Origin of the sequence: Pseudomonas sp. 2848, from assembly GCF_003253945.1 — a bacterium.
Classification (GTDB): domain Bacteria; phylum Pseudomonadota; class Gammaproteobacteria; order Pseudomonadales; family Pseudomonadaceae; genus Aquipseudomonas.
Window position 1 is genome coordinate 366647 of record NZ_QKZD01000004.1, and the last position, 16852, is coordinate 383498.

At 60.1% G+C, this 16852-nt stretch carries 13 protein-coding genes and 1 pseudogene; 6 read left to right on the plus strand and 8 right to left on the minus strand.

Annotated features, from left to right (window positions below):
- Positions 1-27: 27 nt before the first annotated feature.
- Together DFS21_RS10805 and DFS21_RS10810 are read left to right on the plus strand one after the other, a co-directional pair.
- Positions 28-2451: a TonB-dependent receptor gene (locus DFS21_RS10805; RefSeq protein ID WP_110702254.1), complete on the plus strand. Its 2424-nt coding sequence runs from the start codon at positions 28-30 to the stop codon at positions 2449-2451.
- Between the two features lie 50 nt (positions 2452-2501).
- Positions 2502-2801 (plus strand): annotated as a pseudogene (locus tag DFS21_RS10810) (GrpB family protein); the annotation flags it as partial.
- A 246-nt stretch (positions 2802-3047) separates the two neighbouring features.
- Here DFS21_RS10810 and DFS21_RS26460 read toward each other — a convergent pair.
- Complete coding sequence (locus tag DFS21_RS26460; RefSeq protein WP_146603140.1) at positions 3048-5174, minus strand: hypothetical protein; 2127 nt, start codon at positions 5172-5174, stop codon at positions 3048-3050.
- A 512-nt stretch (positions 5175-5686) separates the two neighbouring features.
- Positions 5687-6601 (minus strand): LysR family transcriptional regulator, encoded by a 915-nt coding sequence (locus tag DFS21_RS10820; RefSeq protein ID WP_111532293.1) that lies wholly within the window; start codon positions 6599-6601, stop codon positions 5687-5689.
- 140 nt (positions 6602-6741) lie between these two features.
- On the opposite strand from DFS21_RS10820, the gene DFS21_RS10825 reads away from it, so the two are divergent.
- The 3 genes from DFS21_RS10825 to DFS21_RS10835 all read left to right on the plus strand — a co-directional run bounded on the left by DFS21_RS10825 (position 6742) and on the right by DFS21_RS10835 (position 8339).
- Positions 6742-7137, plus strand: coding sequence for a RidA family protein (locus DFS21_RS10825; protein ID WP_104445248.1), 396 nt, complete (start codon positions 6742-6744; stop codon positions 7135-7137).
- A 471-nt stretch (positions 7138-7608) separates the two neighbouring features.
- Complete coding sequence (locus DFS21_RS10830) at positions 7609-7866, plus strand: hypothetical protein (RefSeq protein ID WP_110702331.1); 258 nt, start codon at positions 7609-7611, stop codon at positions 7864-7866.
- Between the two features lie 185 nt (positions 7867-8051).
- Positions 8052-8339: a DUF3077 domain-containing protein gene (locus DFS21_RS10835; protein ID WP_111532294.1), complete on the plus strand. Its 288-nt coding sequence runs from the start codon at positions 8052-8054 to the stop codon at positions 8337-8339.
- A 106-nt stretch (positions 8340-8445) separates the two neighbouring features.
- On the opposite strand, the gene DFS21_RS10840 is transcribed toward DFS21_RS10835, so the two are convergent.
- The 6 genes from DFS21_RS10840 to DFS21_RS10885 form a co-directional block, all read right to left on the minus strand.
- Positions 8446-8688: a hypothetical protein gene (locus DFS21_RS10840; RefSeq protein WP_023630265.1), complete on the minus strand. Its 243-nt coding sequence runs from the start codon at positions 8686-8688 to the stop codon at positions 8446-8448.
- Between the two features lie 10 nt (positions 8689-8698).
- Positions 8699-9199, minus strand: coding sequence for a hypothetical protein (locus tag DFS21_RS10845; protein ID WP_178082010.1), 501 nt, complete (start codon positions 9197-9199; stop codon positions 8699-8701).
- Between the two features lie 1627 nt (positions 9200-10826).
- The gene (locus tag DFS21_RS10870) at positions 10827-13310 is read right to left on the minus strand and encodes a TonB-dependent siderophore receptor (protein ID WP_111532295.1); all 2484 of its coding nucleotides are present in this window, start codon (positions 13308-13310) and stop codon (positions 10827-10829) included.
- A 110-nt stretch (positions 13311-13420) separates the two neighbouring features.
- Positions 13421-14356 carry a FecR domain-containing protein gene (locus tag DFS21_RS10875; RefSeq protein WP_111532296.1) on the minus strand — a complete coding sequence of 312 codons (936 nt, stop codon included), beginning with the start codon at positions 14354-14356 and terminating at the stop codon, positions 13421-13423.
- Between the two features lie 10 nt (positions 14357-14366).
- Positions 14367-14867: a sigma-70 family RNA polymerase sigma factor gene (locus DFS21_RS10880; RefSeq protein WP_110702229.1), complete on the minus strand. Its 501-nt coding sequence runs from the start codon at positions 14865-14867 to the stop codon at positions 14367-14369.
- Between the two features lie 91 nt (positions 14868-14958).
- Positions 14959-15531 (minus strand): LuxR C-terminal-related transcriptional regulator, encoded by a 573-nt coding sequence (locus tag DFS21_RS10885; protein WP_046855313.1) that lies wholly within the window; start codon positions 15529-15531, stop codon positions 14959-14961.
- A 140-nt stretch (positions 15532-15671) separates the two neighbouring features.
- Here DFS21_RS10885 and DFS21_RS10890 point away from each other — a divergent pair, with 140 nt between their 5' ends.
- Complete coding sequence (locus tag DFS21_RS10890) at positions 15672-16850, plus strand: acetyl-CoA acetyltransferase (protein ID WP_038706289.1); 1179 nt, start codon at positions 15672-15674, stop codon at positions 16848-16850.
- Positions 16851-16852 lie beyond the last annotated feature (2 nt).

Consider the following 16852-nt stretch of genomic DNA (forward strand, 5'->3'; position numbering starts at 1 on the left):
GCCAACACCATCAGGAGTATCGAAAACATGAACTCGCCGATTCGAGCGCTGCCGCGTTCTACCTCGCGCAGCCTCTGCCTGGCCGTGCGCCTGGCCCTTTGTGCGGCACCGCTGGTGCTGCCTGCCAGCGCCTTGGCCGAGCAGATCGTGCAGCGATATGACATCGCTGCCGGCCCATTGGGCGAAGTACTCAGTCGTTACGCCCAGGCCAGCGGCGCCCCCATCTCGTTCGAGTCCCGCCAGGTGGAGGGTTTGACCAGCCCGGGCGTTCGAGGCAGCTTCACCACCGAAGGCGGTTTTGCCCAGGCCTTGCTGGGCTCGGGGCTGATGGCGAGCCCAACCCAGGATGGTTACCAACTCCTGCAGGCCTCGCCGGCTACAGACGCGCTCGAGCTCGGGCCGACCACCATTTCCGGCAAGGTGCTCGGCTCGACTACCGAGGGCAGCGGATCCTACACCACGGGTTCAACCAATACGGCGACCAGGCTTGCCCTGAGCCTGCGCGAAACACCGCAGTCGGTGACGGTGATCACCCGCAAGAAGATGGACGACCAGAACATCCAGAACCTGGACGATGTCGCGCGCACGGCGACCGGTATCACCCTCACCAAGATTGGTACTGACCGCTCTACCTATTACTCGCGCGGCTTCGAGATCAGCGATCTGCAATACGACGGCATTCCGACCAATATCTCGGAAAACTACTCGATGGACGTCATGTCCACCTCGAACATGGCGATTTATGACCGCGTCGAAGTCGTGCGCGGGGCCAATGGCTTGCTGCAGGGGACGGGCAACCCGTCGGCGGCGATCAACCTGGTGCGCAAACGACCGACCCAGGACTTTCGCCTGGGCGCGGAGCTGGGGGCAGGATCGTGGGACAATTATCGTAGCCAGGTGGATGTGTCCGGGCCATTGACCCCAACGGGCAATGTTCGCGGCCGCGCAGTGGCCTATTACAACAACGCCAACAGCTACAAGGACGGCTCCGGACGGGACAACCAGTTGCTCTACCTGGTCGGGGAAGCGGATCTCGACGACGCCACCGTGCTGACGGTAGGCGCCACGATCCAGAAGGACAACCAGAACGGCTATGACTGGGGTGGCTTGAATACCCGCAGTAACGGCTCTTTCTATCCACTTTCGCGTTCCACCAACCTCAACGGCAAGTGGGCCCACCTGGATCGCAACAACTATACGCTGTTCAGCGATGTCACGCACAACTTCGACAACGAGTGGAAGTTGACCCTGGCCATGAACGCGATCTGGTCGGACGCCGACTTTCTCTCCGCGTATCCGAACCGGGTATCGGGTGACAACTATCGGATGACTGTCTCCCAGGCCGACTACGAAGACACCCAGTTCGCGCTGGATCTCTACGCGACCGGCCCCTTCGAGCTGTTCGGCCGCAAGCATCAGCTGATGCTTGGGGCCAACACGCGCCAGGACGAGTTCGACGCGGTGATCAAGAGTGCCACCAACAACCCGACGATCAACATCACCGACTTCGACTACAGCGCGCTGCCCAACCCCATCCTCAATGCCATCGGCGCGGACTACAACTACACGCGCAAGGAGCGTGGCCTGTACGGCGCCTCGCGCTTCAGCCTGACTGATGACCTGAGCCTGATCCTCGGCACGCGGGTGAGTTGGTCGGACTACAAGGTGGGCAGCCCCTATACCAATGATCAATACCGGGAGAATGGCCGGCTGGTGCCATACGCCGGGGTGGTACTGGACTTGGACAAGCACCACACCTGGTATGCCAGCTACACCGAGATCTACAAGACACAGAGTTACTATGGTGTCGGCAATACCCTGCTTGATCCGATCGAAGGCGATAACTACGAAACCGGTATCAAAGGTGAATACTTCGAAGGCCGCCTGAACACCTCCCTGGCGATTTTCCAGACCAACCTGGAAAACATGCCCGAAGCGCTGTCGGTGTCGCCCACCTGTGGCGTGACCGGTACGAGCAAGTGCTATGAAGCTGGCGCGAAAGTGCGTAACCGCGGTTTCGAGCTGGAGGTTTCAGGGGAGCCATTGGAGAACTGGAACGTCAGCGCGGGCTATACCTACAGTGACCCCGAGTATGTGGCCGGCAGCAGCAAGGGCTCGGACTACTATCGCAAGATCCCGCGTCGCCTGCTCAAGGTGTCGACGGATTACCGCTTGCCCGGTGTCCTCGACCAATGGCGTGTGGGCGGCGATGTGTATGCCCAGAGCCGCACCGCCGCCGATGTGACCGGGTACAGGATCGAACAGGGTGGCTACGCCTTGCTCAACCTGCATGCCCATTATCAGATCAACCAACAGTTCAGTGTGCAGTACAACCTCAACAACGTGCTGGACAAGACGTACTACCAGTCGTTGCCCACTTCGAACAATTTCGGTGGCCTGTACTACGGTGATCCTCGTAATTTTGCGGTTACCCTGCGCTACCAATATTGATCAAATGCCTGGGGTGACATTTCACCCCTCTTGTACCGATGCCCTTGCAAGTGCGCCTGCAGTTGGGGTATGTACGCGGCAGTGACTTGTCGGAAGGGCACCATTTCTACCGCCGCAATGTTGGCGAGGTGCGCACCCAAAAGGTCCACATTTGCAGACGTGGTCACCCTTCAGTCGTCCAGATGCTGACGTTCAGGGATCTGCTCAGGAACGACGCCTCTCTCCGGCAGCGGTATCAAGATCTCAAGATTGAGCTGGAGGCTACCAATACCGGGGGGATGGCTGAGTATCTGGAGAAGAAGGGGCCGTTTATCCTTGCGGCGCTGCTCGAGGGCGGTATCAGGCGGTAGTGATGGTTTCCCGTAGGGCTTTTCGATTTTTCGAGGCCCACTGCTTTCGACCCAAAGCTGCCTCTTAGTCCTACAAAGAGTAGGAAAACATTAATTGGCCATGGATCAATTGCGGCGATAACGTCTCCTTGTAAAAGAGTGACAGCTCTTGGCGGTTCCTGCCCTTGGTGAATGGCAGCTATGGGTCGAAAGCGGTCATTTGTATCCGACTGCTTCGACCCGTAGCTACGCATTGAGAATTAGCTTCTAGTTGGGTATCGGGTCGCGCACCAGTAGGCCGTAGATGAAAACGCAGTCCCAGACCATTCCAACTTTCCAGCGATCCTCTATGTCTGCACGCTGCCATGCCCAATCTACATAGGCATCTCGTGCAGCGTCCGGAGCAAGGCACTTATTATCGGCTAAACGCTCAACCCGCTTGTCAGGACCATGGAGTAAGTAAGCGAAAAACGGGTTTTCTGGCTGTCGGGCATTCAGAATTTTAATAGTCTTCTCAATTCGTGGATCCGTCTCGCCCAACGATCTCATGATCCAAGCGGTGTTGGCAATCAAGTGTAAGCGATAGCCGGCGTTGGTCATAAGCGACTGCCATAACATCTGTTCATAATTGAATCCGTAGGACAGTTCAAGCTCTGCAATCTCCGGAGGGAGTTCGCTCTCCAGTCCGTACATTTTTGCCAGCAACTTTAGCGCGTACCAGTCATCCCCGCCCAGAAGGCAGGTGAAATTCGGATACCGTGTAGGACAAGATGAATAGCCATTAATGAGCTGAACCTTAGCATCTGGCACCTGCGTAGTTTGACCTCTGAGATAATGGAGGAAGTCACGTAGGTGATCTTTTCCCTGATTCTTCGTCGTGGGGTCGTGACCAACCCTGGTGAAGTAGTGCAGCACACCGCGTAGTTGATCTCCTGAAAAGGAGGCATGATCCTTGCTGTCAACTTCATTCACCCTCCTTGGAGAGCGCCAGAAGCGACCGTCTGAAGTACGCGCATCCTTTAGCAGACGGCAACCATCCTCTGAGCCCGAGCGACATAGCAGACCACCGAAAATGGCCATGTCTCCGTCTTCTGGGGCCGCCTGCGTACCACCAGATGGAAATTTTATGCCATTGTATTCGAGACGGCGTGATTTCCGCGCCTCGATTTCATACTTATCAAGCTTGGCTTTTACTTTAAGACTATCGACCGCGCCTTCTGCTGAAGGAATCTTAGAAAGCATGGTTTGTTCGAATTCATTAAGTTCCGCACGGCGACGCCAACCAATTGAAATGCACAATCCCGGCTCTGCGCGCCAATTACAGTATGACCCTTGAACCAGTGACTTCATCACCATGGCCGCCCACTCGGGGTCCTGCTTTTTCCAGCCTTCAAAAGTTTCGTTGCTTTCGGAGATTTTCTTGCCCAAACCGTCTGTAATCGCCTTGCGAATGGCATTGCTTAGCTGTTGTGGGAGATTGGCCAATTGCCCAGCTAGGCTGCCTGTCTTGCAATCTGCTCGCGTCCCCACATCCTGCACAAACAGCACATCCGGCGCAGATGCAGGAATAGCAAATGGAACCCATACAGCGCAGCGTGCACCAACAGGGCCGGAAACATCTACGTCAACGAAGTACGTCATAGTTGTACTATCCATGATGTATTCGGTGAAGCCGCTGCTCATGATTTTGATCGAAAACCCCAGCGGTAGGCCACCATTGGTCTGGCGTATTGACTCGTCAATGCCGAATTGCAATGCTTTTAAAGGAACACTCACGCGCGCAAAGGAACGAGTATCACGCTCAAGACGAATGTCTGCTGGTAAACTTGGCACTGGGCTGATGATATCGTGACCACCCGGAATGGGCTGGCCGGGTGAAACACCCTCATCGGCGGGTCGAAGCCTGTAGTCCATCGCGCAGGTTACATGCCCACGCTTTCCGAAGCTTATGAGGCCGCCCTTACTTTTGACATAGGAAATCAAGCAAGCCTTTGATGGCTCCTTGATACCTGGCACGAAATCCTGAAAGTTTTCAAAGCGAGGGGTACAACTGTGATCATCTGCATCATGCACATGAACCACACGCATGACGAACGTCCCCTGCTCAAACAGTCGGTCTGTGGGTGCATTGATGCACTCTTCATTGGTCAGATCATGACGCGTACCGCTCTCATTTACTGCTGCGGTCCGAATTGGCGTGCCGTTGAAAGTTTGTAAAGGCTCGGCACTGAAGGTGTTACTACAAGTGACAATCGTCATAGCTCCCGCCAGGATATGCAATGGCGGAAAGTACTTGAAGAATAGCCAAAACAAGTTATAGGGGCGCAGAGGTAAACGCAGGAATAGCACTGTGCGCCCAACGCCGAACAGATGATTTAGACGGAATAATTCCATAGTGGCGCCCTCAACAGATAGGACCCTAATTGTCACGTACGCAACAAAGTTCTCACGCTATAGCCTTGGTATAGCATAGCGCCAGTAGATTTACTCATGGCAAACGTACAATGAGTACTCAGTTGCACTCCATGCCAGGGCAGCAGGTCTAGGCCGAGTGGAGCGCACCCCTCCTCGAACATGCGCAACGACCAAGCTTCGCGCGATTTGATCGGATCACTACAAGGCATTGCTAGCTTTCCCAGAAATCAGCTGTCTTGGGGCGGGGAAATTTCGTGGGTGTCATCCTTATCTTTGGTGGTGTTTTTCTCGTGCGAAACGGTGGCAGCTCAATTGCCGTTACTACCCCCCACCCAAGTTTCCCCTAGCCGTTAGCGGCCCATATTGAAGGGCCGTTATGGGTCGGAAACGGCCGGTCATGAAATGCCGCTAACGACCCATAGTTGGCCTCCGCCGCACTGTCAGAAAACGGGCAAAAGCGGAAAAATCGGAGTGCCTGGTCCTTGAGCGGCTCAGCCAATCACCGGCGCATGCTCGGCCATCAATTCGATTATCCAGTCGATAAACACCCGCACCTTGGCGCTGACATGGCGATTCGGCGGGAAGGCCAGGTACATCGGCATCGGCGACATGTGCCAGTCTTCGAACAGTGGCAGCAGTTCGCCGCTGATCAAGTGCGGTTTGGCCATGTACTGCGGAAGCCAGAGCATCCCGAGGCCAGCCAGGCCGGCGGCAAGGTACGCATTGCCGTCATCGACCGTCAGTTGCGGGCGCGCTTGGACTTCTATGCGTTCTTCACCTCGGTGCATTGCATAGGGCAAGGTTTTGCCTGTACGAAACCAGAGAAAGCCGACGGTTTTGTGCTGGCCTTCCTCCAACTCAAGGGGATGAACCGGCGTCCCGAAGCGCTGCAGATAACCGGGCGTGGCATAGATGCCGAGTTTCAGATCGCCCACATGCCTTGCCACCAAGGACTGGTCGGTGATCTCGCCGCCACGCACCACGCAGTCAATGTTTTCACCAATGATGTCGACGATGCGATCGCTCACGCCCACCGTCAGCTGGATTTCCGGATAACGTGCAAAGAACCCCGGCAAGGCGGGTATGAGCAGCATTCGCGCCAGCGGGCTGGGTACATCCACCCGCAGCCGGCCGCGCGGTGCCATCGACGCGCTGGACAAGCTGGTCTCGGCGTCGTCCATGTCTGCCAGCAGCCGGACGACGCGTTCGTAGTAGGCCGCGCCGTCGGCGGTGACATTGACCTTGCGTGTGGTGCGGTTGAGCAGGCGTACGCGCAGCCTTGCTTCCAGCTGCTGAATGAGCTGCGTCACGGTGGTCTTGCTCATGTGCAGGGTGGCGGCCGCCTTGGTGAAACTGCCGGTTTCCACCACCCGGGCAAACGCCTGCATTGCATCGAATCGGTCCATTCCACGCCTCGTTCGCACCTGGATTGTTTGGAGTATACAAACAGTCCTGGCCAGAGCTGCCCGTTTATCCAGGTAGGTGGCCTTTTTATAGTGGCCTCACCGTAAACACCGGGCCGCGATGGCCCAGAACGAGGTAGGCCATGTCCAGCAAACGTGATGTCGTTTTCCCGCCAGATCGCCATGCTTTGTACGAGTTGCACCGCTACTCGCCGGCGATTCGCTCCAATGGTTTTTTGTTCGTATCCGGTCAGGTCGGCAGCCGCAAGGATGGTTCGGCTGAGCCTGACCTCGCGGCACAGGTTCGTTTGGCCTTTGCCAACCTCAACGCGATCCTGGCCGAGGCGGGCGGTAGTTTCGAGGATGTAGTTGATACGACCATCTTCATGGTCGACCCCGACTCGACATTCGAAACCATCTGGGAGGTGGCAGCCGAGTATTGGGGCGAGGCGCCTTATCCCACGGTGACCGCTATCGGCGTGACCTGGCTGTCCGGCTTCGATTTCGAGATCAAGGTGATCGCGAAACTGCCGCAATAGAGACGGTGCAACTGCTGCTTCTGGATCATCTTGAAAAACTTCTGTACTGCGTGGGTCTCTTGAGTTGGGGTAGATGCAGGCTTTCTTCCGCAGAGCTGGCTAACGGGGTAGGGGAGCAAGTTCATAGCGCGTCCTACAGGCAAGAATAAGATTTTCCCTATTTCGAGTAGTCCGTTTCCGAAGCATGCTTTACCCGCTTTTACCCCATCCAACCGAGGTCTAGTCTCGCTGGGTCGCTACAAAAAAGTAGCGACCGGGTCTGCAAGCCCGAGCGGGACAACTAGATCAGCACCCCCCATTGCCATTGGTCTAAGCCATTGGCCGTGCGTCATGGTGGCTGCGTACGGGTGGCCTTCGGGTCAGCCGGGCTTACTCTAGTTGCCCCGGTCTTGCAGGCCCGTACGTAGCCGCCACCCCTTCGCCTGCAAGCGATGGGGTGCGGTCCGATCAGCGCAACTAGAGAGTTTCATCATGCTCAAGATCGTCCCGGATCCACCACCGTCCACCGAATCCCCCCATCTCCTTGAAGACACCCTGGTCCAGGCCACCGAGTACGTCATGTGCGCGCTGGCCGTCGCTCATCAATCGTTCAATCACCTGCCCAAATCACCAGCCACCCTGGTGATGCTGACGATGATGCACGAGCTTGACGCCACCCGCACATTGCTGGAGTCGGCACTTGCCCAGCTCCACATGAGTACGCGACCGCCGTCATACACTCTGCACTGACAGAGCCGCCACGGACGGGTGAGAGTGGGCGCCCGGATCGGTGAAACTGCTGATGCGATTCCCGTCATCACCTGGACTTGCCTCATCGCGGGGCAAGCCCGCTCCCACGCATTTGATGCATAACCGGTCGGCACGCGACCGGGTCTTCGAGCCCGCTACATCAAAGACACCCGAGGATTTCGCAAATGGACAACGAAACCCCTGCAGACCACGGCCAGCTCGGCTGGACCGTCGGCACCTGCACCTGCCTGGAAGGCGCCACCAAAGGTACGCGGCTGGTCCGCGTAGAGCCTGGCAACTGTGCGAACCACGCCATGGAGCAGGCCTCCGTGCTGCTCGACAGCTCCCGCCGCGCTTCCTTCATCGGTGTGATGGACAACGAACCGGTGCTGGTCTGGGCCTCGCACTACCTGAGCGATATGGCCAAGGCATTGATGGATGACGCCCATATGGGGATGGTGAAGAAGGTGTGACACAGACAGGGGCGGCGCGCGCAGGGCCGCCCCGTCTTGCGCCCTTCAGAAACGGCCCCAGAGTAAAAGGGTGCGGATTTTTACTCGCAAGAGTTTGGACTGGGCGTCAGTCCATATCCGAGAATCGCCGCCGCGTCAGGAACAGCACCACGCCTAGCGGCACAGCCAGTAGCGCCAGCAATTCCAGGTCAAAACCCAGCACCTGCTGCTGGTCGACTTTGAAGATGCCGACCAAGCCCGCGGCTAACAGCGCCACGCCCAGCCACTTGCGTAAAGGGGATGGTCTCAGAAACTGAATGAGGAGTGCGCCCAGTACTAGAAGAATGACAGCTTGCATGATGTAAGGCATGTGCAGCTCCTCAGACCTTGATGACCAACGTCACGCCAGAACGCTGCGGGCCAATCCCGCCATGAACCTCTCCCTCGATGCTGACGAGCACGTCGCCTGCATGCAGGTTAGGCAAGGCCCCTTTGAGGTACCAGTTCATTCCTGTCGTCACCACCGCACCGGAAGCCCAGCCAATGATTGGCCCACCCAAAGCGCCCACCTTCCCGGCAGCAGCGCCTGAGGCTGCAGCAATTCCTTTGGCGACGTTGCCGCGCAGGGTGTTGATGGTATCGGCTTGCTGCCGAGTCAGGGGGTTGGAGATGCGGACTGTCAGCAGGCAAGGCAGGTTTCGGGCCTGCATCCGGTCATACAGATCCACGACCATGTTGTTGACTTGGTAGTGGGCGCGTTTTGCTTCGCCAAAGTGCAACTCGCGCAGGCGGCCTCGGTCACTTTCCATAAGGGTAATTTGCGAGAGATTGAAGACGATCCCTTCATCGGTTCTGTACTGCGTGGTCCTCTCGAACTTCATGCGCGTGTCCATTCGTGCAAAAGAGAGGATGTTCTACTAGCGATGGCGTAGATGCAAACTGTCTCTCGGATAGCTGGGTAATGGTGTAGGGAGCAAGTTCGTATCGCATCCTACAGGCATGAATAAGATTTTCCCTATTTCAAGTAGGCCGTTTCCGAAGCATGCATTGGCCACTGTTGCGCCTTCGAAGTGGCGGCTAGTCTCGGTGGGTCGTTGCCATATCAACGACCGGGCCTGCAAGTCCGTCTGAACATCGAACTGTACTCACCTTCGAGTCGCTGGCGTTTTCCAGTGGTTGTGCTCAATGGTGGCTATGTGTAGTTGGCCCTCGGGCCGGCTGGGTTATCGCTCGATGTTCCCCGGACTTGCAGCCCGCACGTAGCCGCCACCCATGCTCCTGCAGGTTGTATTTCCAAACCGCTGACCCGTGATCAAGCACACACCCTCAATACCCAGCGCAGCAGCATTGCTAACCTGGCGCTCTCCGCCGTCGGTGGGGCTGCCCATGCTGTGGGCAATTTGGCCGGGCCAGTAGCTGGGCTGTCGTGAGCATTCAGGCTCAGGTAAGTGGTGGAATTGGCCCGCAGCGTACTGCCGAATCACTTATCATCAGGGCTTGAGAGGAGGTGCACATGTCCGAATTTACGCAGGCAGTCATCTTCGTTGCACTGGCTTTTCTATTTGAACGGTTCACGAGGCCATACTTGCTTCGAAAGTGGCTAGGCGTTGCGTTGGTCATTGCTGGACTGATTGGTTGCGTTGCGCTCAGCCACTCGTTTTCAGAGCTTTGACCTGGGATTGATGTCTGCCCTTGCAGTGCCGCTCGGCATAGGGTTGTTCCTGAGCAGACGACGATTTGAGGGGCGAGAGTAGGATCCTGGAGCGGGCTTGCACCTGTTTCATCCGGTCTGCAAGCCTGCGCGGTATTAGGATGGTGCTCACCATGATCCTCGGCGTTGAGTAATGGGTCTCGCTTTATGGTCGCTACGTGCGGGTGACCTTTGGGTCAGCCGGGTTTTCGCCTGGTAATACCCCGGTCTTGCAGACCTGCACGTAGCTGCCGCCCTTTACCTGCAAGTGAAAAGTTGGGGGCTGTCTAATGCATTGCGAGGTATTTTTGCTCAAGATCACCCCGGATCCACTGCCGTCCACCGAATCCCCCCCACCTCCTTGAAGATACTTTGGTCCAGGCCACCGAGTACGTCATGTGTGCGTTGGCCGTCGCCCATCAGTCGTTTTGACGGATGATGCACATATGGGAATGTAGTAAAGGCCTCCAGATGTCCGCCGCAAATCTTGCAGCGCCTATGAGATCGAGCGCCGCCCGCGCGGCGCATCGCTGGCAAGCCAGCTCCCACATTTATTTCTGGCCAGTTATGCCTGCGCCGCCGCGGCTGTACGCCTTGTGGGTACGACGCGGTTTCTGTGTGTGCACCACTGGCGTCCCACCTGTCTCAAGACATGCACCAAGGCGAACAGCGACAACTTCACAGGACAGACTGGCCCGAAACAGATGTGGGAGCTGGCTTGCCAGCGATGCGCCGCGCGGGCGGCGCTCGATCTCATAGGCGCAGAAGCCTTTGCGGCGAACACCTTGAAAAGCCCGGCGCTTACATCCCTACACCCATCAGAAACTCCCCTTGAGCGTCAACATGAAGTTGCGCGGCTCGCCGTAGTGGTTGCCCCAGCCTGTCGCACCCACGGTGGCGTAATAGCGCTTGTCCAGCAGGTTGTTGCCGTTCAGCGCCAGGCTCCAGTGTTCGTCCAGGCGGTACTGCACGCGGCCGCTCCACAGCGTGTAGCCCGCTTGCTCGATGCTCAGGTTGCCCTGGCGGCGGAAGTTCTCGCTCTGGCTGGAAACCCCGGCACCCACGGTCCAGCGGTCAAGCGCGCCGGCGAGCTGGTAGTCGCCCCAGACCTTGAGCATGTGTCGCGGGATGAAGCTGGAGGTGAAGTTGAGCTCGGTCGGCTCGGTCTGGTTGATGGTGTTCAGGTACTTGGTCTGGGTGTAGGTGTAGCCCGCCAGCAGTTGCAGGCGCTCGATGGGCGAGCCGCTGACCTCGGCCTCGAAGCCCTGGGCGCGCACCTTGCCGCTGTCGGTGTAGCAGTACTGGTCGCCCGAGCCCTTGCAGGTGTCGACGAAGTCGGTTTCGGCGCGGTGCTCCTCGATGGTGCGGAACAGGTTGAAGGCAGTGTTGAGCGCGCCGCCGAACAGTTCACCCTTGATGCCCAGCTCGTAGTTGGCGCCGGTCTTCGGTGGCAGGGCCTGGCCCTGGGCGTTCACCAGATTGCTCTGCGGCTGGAAGATATCGGCGTAGCTGGCGTAGGCGGTCCATTCATCGTTGAGGTCATAGAGCACCGCGGCGAAGGGCGTGACCTGGCCGTTTTCCTGGCTGCGGTTGTGCACCCAGTAGTCCCAGGCCTGGGTGTAGGAGTCGCCTTTGTTGCGGTACCAGCTAACCCGCGTGCCGAGCACCAGGGTCAGCGGCTCGGCCAGCTTCAGGCGCAGGGTGGCGTAGGTGCCGTACTGGGTGGTGGTTGAGTCGGTGGGTTCGCTGCCGCCACGGCTGGGGTTGGCCAGAAACTCGTCCTTGGAGGGGTGTGGAAAGGCCGGTGACGGGTCGAAGGGGTTCTGGGTACCGTTGAGCGGCATCAGCGCGAAGTAATCGTGGGTCTTCTGGCGGCTGGCGTTGGCGCCGACGATCAACTCGTGCTCGAGACCGAATGCCTCGAACTTGCCGTCGACGTAGCTATCGAAGCCGTAGTCGTCCTGGTCGTAGTCGAAACGCCCGACATGGCGGCGGATACCGGCACTGCTGGCGCCGACCGGTACCGCGCCTTCGGAGTAGCCGTACTCGAGGTTCTGGTTGTTGTGGGTGTAGACCGAGGCGAAGTTGAGCGTCCAGTCGTCATTGAAGCGATGCTTGAGATCGGCGAAACCTGTGATGCGCTGGCTTTGCAGGTCGTTCCAGCTGGCACCCAGGCAGGTGGAGCGCGACAGCTTCAGGTCGCTGCCATCGGCATAGCGGGGCAGGCCGGTGTAGCAGGGCGAGGCATCGATGTCTTCATAGGCCAGGCCGACGCCCAGGGTGGTGTCAGGCGTCACGTCCCAGTCCAGGGCACCGTACAGCACCTGGTCCTGGCGCTTGGCATTGTCGTAGAAGTACTGGCGATCCTGCAGGGTGGCCACGGCGCGGCCGCGCACGGTACCCGATTCGTTCAGCGGGCCGCCAACGTCCACCTGGCCGCGGTAGTTGTCCCAGGTGCCGGCGGACAGGGTCAGTGTAGTCTGGGCCTTGTCCTGTCCACGTTTGCGCACGAAGTTGACGCCGCCTGCCGATGAGCCGGAACCTTTCATCATGCCGGCCGCGCCCTTGAGGATCTCGACCCGGTCGTAGAAGGCCATGTCGCTGGAGAAGCTGTTGGCCTGGACATAGTTGCCGCCCACGTCCAGCGGCACACCGTCGTACTGGTACTGGCCGTCGAGGTTGAAACCGCGCGAGTAGAAGTACTTGCCGCCCATGGGCGAGTCGTAGACGGTGATGCCGGGGGTCTTGTCGAGCACCTGTTCCAGGGTGTTGAGGTTCTGGTCGTCGAGCATCTTGCGGGTCATGACCGTGACCGACTGCGGTGTCTCCTTGAGCGTATGCACGCCTTTGCCGATGGTCACCGCCCGCGCTGCATAGGACTGGGTGCCCTCGCTGGTGGCGTCGAGGCGGTTGGCGTCGATGGTCAACGGTCCCAGCTCCATCGCGGGGCCATTGTCAGCCGGGACCAGCACATAGCCGCCATTGCCCTGCCGCTGGGCTTGCAGCCCGCTGCTGCCGAGCAGGCGCAGCAGGCCTTCCTCGACGCTGTAGCTGCCGTCGAGCCCGGGGGTGGAGAGATGGCGGGTCTGCTCGGTGTCGAACGAAATGGTCCCCCCCGCCTGCACGCCGAACTGGCTGATGGCGTTGCCCAGGGGGCCGGCTGCGATGTGGTAGGCGGTCTGGCTGACGGCCAGGGCGTCGACCGGCGCGAACATCAGGCCAGGCGCGGTGGCGAGGGACAGGCCGAGGGTGAACCGGTGGATGGCGTGGCGCAGGCGGGTGCTGGGCTGGAGCAGGGGCATTGGGTGATCCTTGCGTGTCATGGCGGAAAGTCGCTGTCGTCGCGGCTTGTGTCATGGACGGACGAGAATCGAAATCAGCAAGATTGCGAAAATTTTTTTTTGCACCGGGCTCAGGCAGGTTCGACGTTGACCCAGTAACGGCTCAGGTAGCGCACCCTCACGGGCAGGGATTTCGGCAGGTTCGCCAAGGCGATATCGGTGTCATCGATGGCGAACGAGCCAGAAATGCGCATGCCTTGGACGGACGGCGCGCAACGCAGCACGCCGGGACGGTAGCGGCCCAGTTCGGCGATGAAATCGCCCAGGCGCCAGTCGTTCACGCTGAGCATGCCCTGCACCCAGGCCGCGGAATCGGCGGGCAGGGCTTGTGCGCGGCCGATCGCGTCGCGGTCAAAGCCGGCCTGTTGGCCGGCGTCCAGGCGCAACACCTGGTCGAGGTGGCGTTGCGGGCGTATCTCGACGGCGGACTGCAATACGCCGATCTGTGTCTGCTGCGCTGTTTGGCGCACGCTGAACTGCGTGCCCAGCGCACGCACGCTGCCGTTGTCGGTGTGCACGATGAACGGACGGCGGGCGGCGTCGCTGGCGGTGCTGATCAGGATCTCGCCGCGATACAACTGGATCGCCCGCACCTGGGCGTCGAAGCGCACGTCGAGTGCGGTGTCGACGTTCAGCTCCAACTGTGATCCGTCGTCCAGGCGTAGCGAGCGCCGTTCACCGCTGCCGGTGCGCTGCTGGGCGAGCAGGGCGCGATAGGGCACCTGCTCGCTGGCCAGCCAGGTACCGCCACCGACCGCCAGTAGCAGGCCCAGCACCTTGAGCACCTCGCGGCGCTGCGCCTGGGCCGCGCCCAGGCCTGACAGCGCAGCCTGGCGCGGCACTGTTGACCACTGCTGTTGGAGTTTCTCCACCCGCGACCAGGCTTCGGCATGCGCGGGGCTTGCGGCCAGCCAATTCCGCCAGGCCTGGGTCCGTGCTGTGTCGGCATCACCGTCATTGAGTTGCACGTACCAGGTCGCGGCCGCCTCGAGGGTCTTCAGGTCCACTGGCCGGCCCTCAATTGTCGACCACCAGCAGGCAGCGGGTCATGGCCCGGATCAGGTGGTTCTTGACTGTGGTGATCGATACATCGAAGCGTTCGGCGACCGCCGCGTAGGTCAGCCCTTCCAGTTGCACCGCGAGGAAGATGTCACGGGTCCTGGGGCCCAGTTCATCGAGCAGTGCATCGACCGCTACCAGCATTTCGATGATCGACAGGCGCGTCTCCGGCGACACTTCGACCGGCTCCGGGCGCAGGGCCAGGGCCTGCAGGTAGGCCTGCTCGATGGCGCGGCGCCTGACTTTGTCGATCAGCAGCGCGCGGGCAATGGCGCTGAGGTAGCTGCGCGCCTCGCGAATGGGGCCTTGGTTGCGGGCAGTCATCACCCGCAGGAAGGTGTCGTGGGCCAGGTCGGACGCATCGGCGGCATTGCCCAGGCGTGCGCGCAGCCAGCTTTTCAGCCAGCTGTTGTTTTCGCAGTACAGCTGGTGAAGCGCCGAGCGGTCGAGCGTCGACATAGAGCGGGATCCGAGGTGTAAATGGTAATTGCTCGCATTGTCTCGGTGTGGCGGGGGGATTGCAAGGTCCGGCTGGCCTGTCGCATCCAGCTCAACTGATGAAAATTATCCTCGATACCAACTCCGCACTGTTCTTCGCCTGCAACTTCTTCATCAACCGCGCTCGATGCACTTCCACCGTCCGATGCGATATCCCCAGCTGCCGCGCCACTTCCTTGCACGTCAGCCCGTTCACGATATGCGACGAAATCTGCCGTTCACGCGGCGTCAGTTGCACCGCGGGCGCCGGCTGCCGGTCGAGCCGTTCGAAATGCCAGATCATCAGCTTGAACGGATCCTCCGCCGTTAGTGTAAAGCCCTGGGCCCGGGCCCAGAACACCTCGCCGTTGCGGTGCTGCATGAAGCGCTCGTCCGAATAGAAGGCGCCCAGACCGTTGCGTAGCCAGTGTTCGCTGCGCTCGCCAATGCTCTGGTAGTCGGCCTGGGAAGGGTAGAGCAGCAGGGTCAGGTGCCCGCGCAGCTCCTCGCGGGTGTAGCCGAACAGCCGGGCGAAGGCCTCGTTGCAGTCGAGCATGCGCCGGTGGCCGGTGATCAGTTGCGGCGCGGGTGACACCTGGAACGCCAGGCGCTCGAGGTCCGGGGAGGCGTGGGTGGGTACGGTCATCAGGCTTCCTGCCTCGGTGCTTGGGGTCATGTCCCGTAAGCATCACTACTTACTCGTGTACGTAGTTGCCCCAACTAGCGTGGGACTCGGGTGCTGACACATTGTATGCAATACCCGCTTCAAGGACAGAAGAAAACACCATGTTCCACGATTCCGTCGCCATCGTCGCCGCCGCGCATAGCCCTTTCGGTCGTTTGGATGGCCTGAACCTCGAAGACCTGATCGTCCAGGTCACCCGTGATGCCTTGCAGGATGCAGGCATCGACGCCGCCGAGATCGACGCGCTGTTTCTCGGCCACTTCAACTCGGGCCTGGTGGCCGACGGCTTCCCCGCCTCGCTGATGCTGCAGGCCGACCCCCAGCTGCGCTTCAAGCCCGCCACCCGCTGTGAGAACGCCTGCGCCTCGGGCTCGGCTGCGATCCAGGCCGGGATCAACGCGATCCGCAGCGGCGCCGCCGAGCTGGTGCTGGTAGTCGGCGCGGAGAAGATGACTGGCAACAGCACGGTCGAGGTCACCCGGGCGCTGGCCGGTGCCGGTTACCAGAACGCCTTGCAGGAGGCCGGCCTGAGTTTTGCCCAGCTGTTCGGCCAGGTCGCCCAGCAATACACCGAGCGCTACCACAGCCCACTGGCATCGATGGCGGCGATCGCGGTGAAGAACCACGCCAATGCCATGGCCAACCCGCTGGCGCAGATGCACCGGGTGATGGACTTCGAGCACTGTAACCAAGTGTCGCCGAGCAACCCGCTGATCGCGGCGCCCCTGCGCCTGACCGACTGCTCGCTGATCAGCGACGGCGCGGCGGCGATCATCCTGGCTTCGCCCGCCCGCGCCCGCTCGATGCGGCGCCAGGTAGCGATCCGCTCGATGGTCCAGGTTAATGACTTCCTGCCGTTGTCGCGCCGCGACATGCTGGCCTTCGAGGGGCCGCAGCGGGCCATCCACGGGGCGCTGCGCGAGGCGGGGGTGACCCTCAACGACCTGAGTTTCGCCGAGGTGCACGACTGCTTCACCATCGCCGAACTGCTGATCTACGAAGCCATGGGCCTGGCGCCGCGTGGTGAGGGGCACCGCGCCCTGGACGACGGCATCGTGCGCCAGGGTGGGCGCTTGCCGGTGAACCTGTCCGGCGGGCTCAAGGCCAAGGGGCATCCGGTGGGGGCCACCGGTGTGTCGATGCATGCCCTGGGCTTCGCCCAGCTGACCGGCAAGCCCATCGGCCTGGGCGTGCCCAATGCCGAGTTCGGCCTGCTGTTCAACATGGGCGGCATGGCGGTGGCCAACTACGCCAGCGTGCTGCAAGCCGTCAGGGTCTGAGG

Coding starts and splice junctions, on each gene's coding strand:
- DFS21_RS10845 (WP_178082010.1), bottom strand. CDS start 9,199: ATGAAGTTCGAGAGGACCACGCAGTACAGAACCGATGAAGGGATCGTC.
- DFS21_RS10825 (WP_104445248.1), top strand. CDS start 6,742: ATGTCCAGCAAACGTGATGTCGTTTTCCCGCCAGATCGCCATGCTTTG.
- DFS21_RS10830 (WP_110702331.1), top strand. CDS start 7,609: ATGCTCAAGATCGTCCCGGATCCACCACCGTCCACCGAATCCCCCCAT.
- DFS21_RS10805 (WP_110702254.1), top strand. CDS start 28: ATGAACTCGCCGATTCGAGCGCTGCCGCGTTCTACCTCGCGCAGCCTC.
- DFS21_RS10890 (WP_038706289.1), top strand. CDS start 15,672: ATGTTCCACGATTCCGTCGCCATCGTCGCCGCCGCGCATAGCCCTTTC.
- DFS21_RS26460 (WP_146603140.1), bottom strand. CDS start 5,174: ATGGAATTATTCCGTCTAAATCATCTGTTCGGCGTTGGGCGCACAGTG.
- DFS21_RS10840 (WP_023630265.1), bottom strand. CDS start 8,688: ATGCCTTACATCATGCAAGCTGTCATTCTTCTAGTACTGGGCGCACTC.
- DFS21_RS10880 (WP_110702229.1), bottom strand. CDS start 14,867: ATGTCGACGCTCGACCGCTCGGCGCTTCACCAGCTGTACTGCGAAAAC.
- DFS21_RS10885 (WP_046855313.1), bottom strand. CDS start 15,531: ATGACCGTACCCACCCACGCCTCCCCGGACCTCGAGCGCCTGGCGTTC.
- DFS21_RS10820 (WP_111532293.1), bottom strand. CDS start 6,601: ATGGACCGATTCGATGCAATGCAGGCGTTTGCCCGGGTGGTGGAAACC.
- DFS21_RS10835 (WP_111532294.1), top strand. CDS start 8,052: ATGGACAACGAAACCCCTGCAGACCACGGCCAGCTCGGCTGGACCGTC.
- DFS21_RS10870 (WP_111532295.1), bottom strand. CDS start 13,310: ATGCCCCTGCTCCAGCCCAGCACCCGCCTGCGCCACGCCATCCACCGG.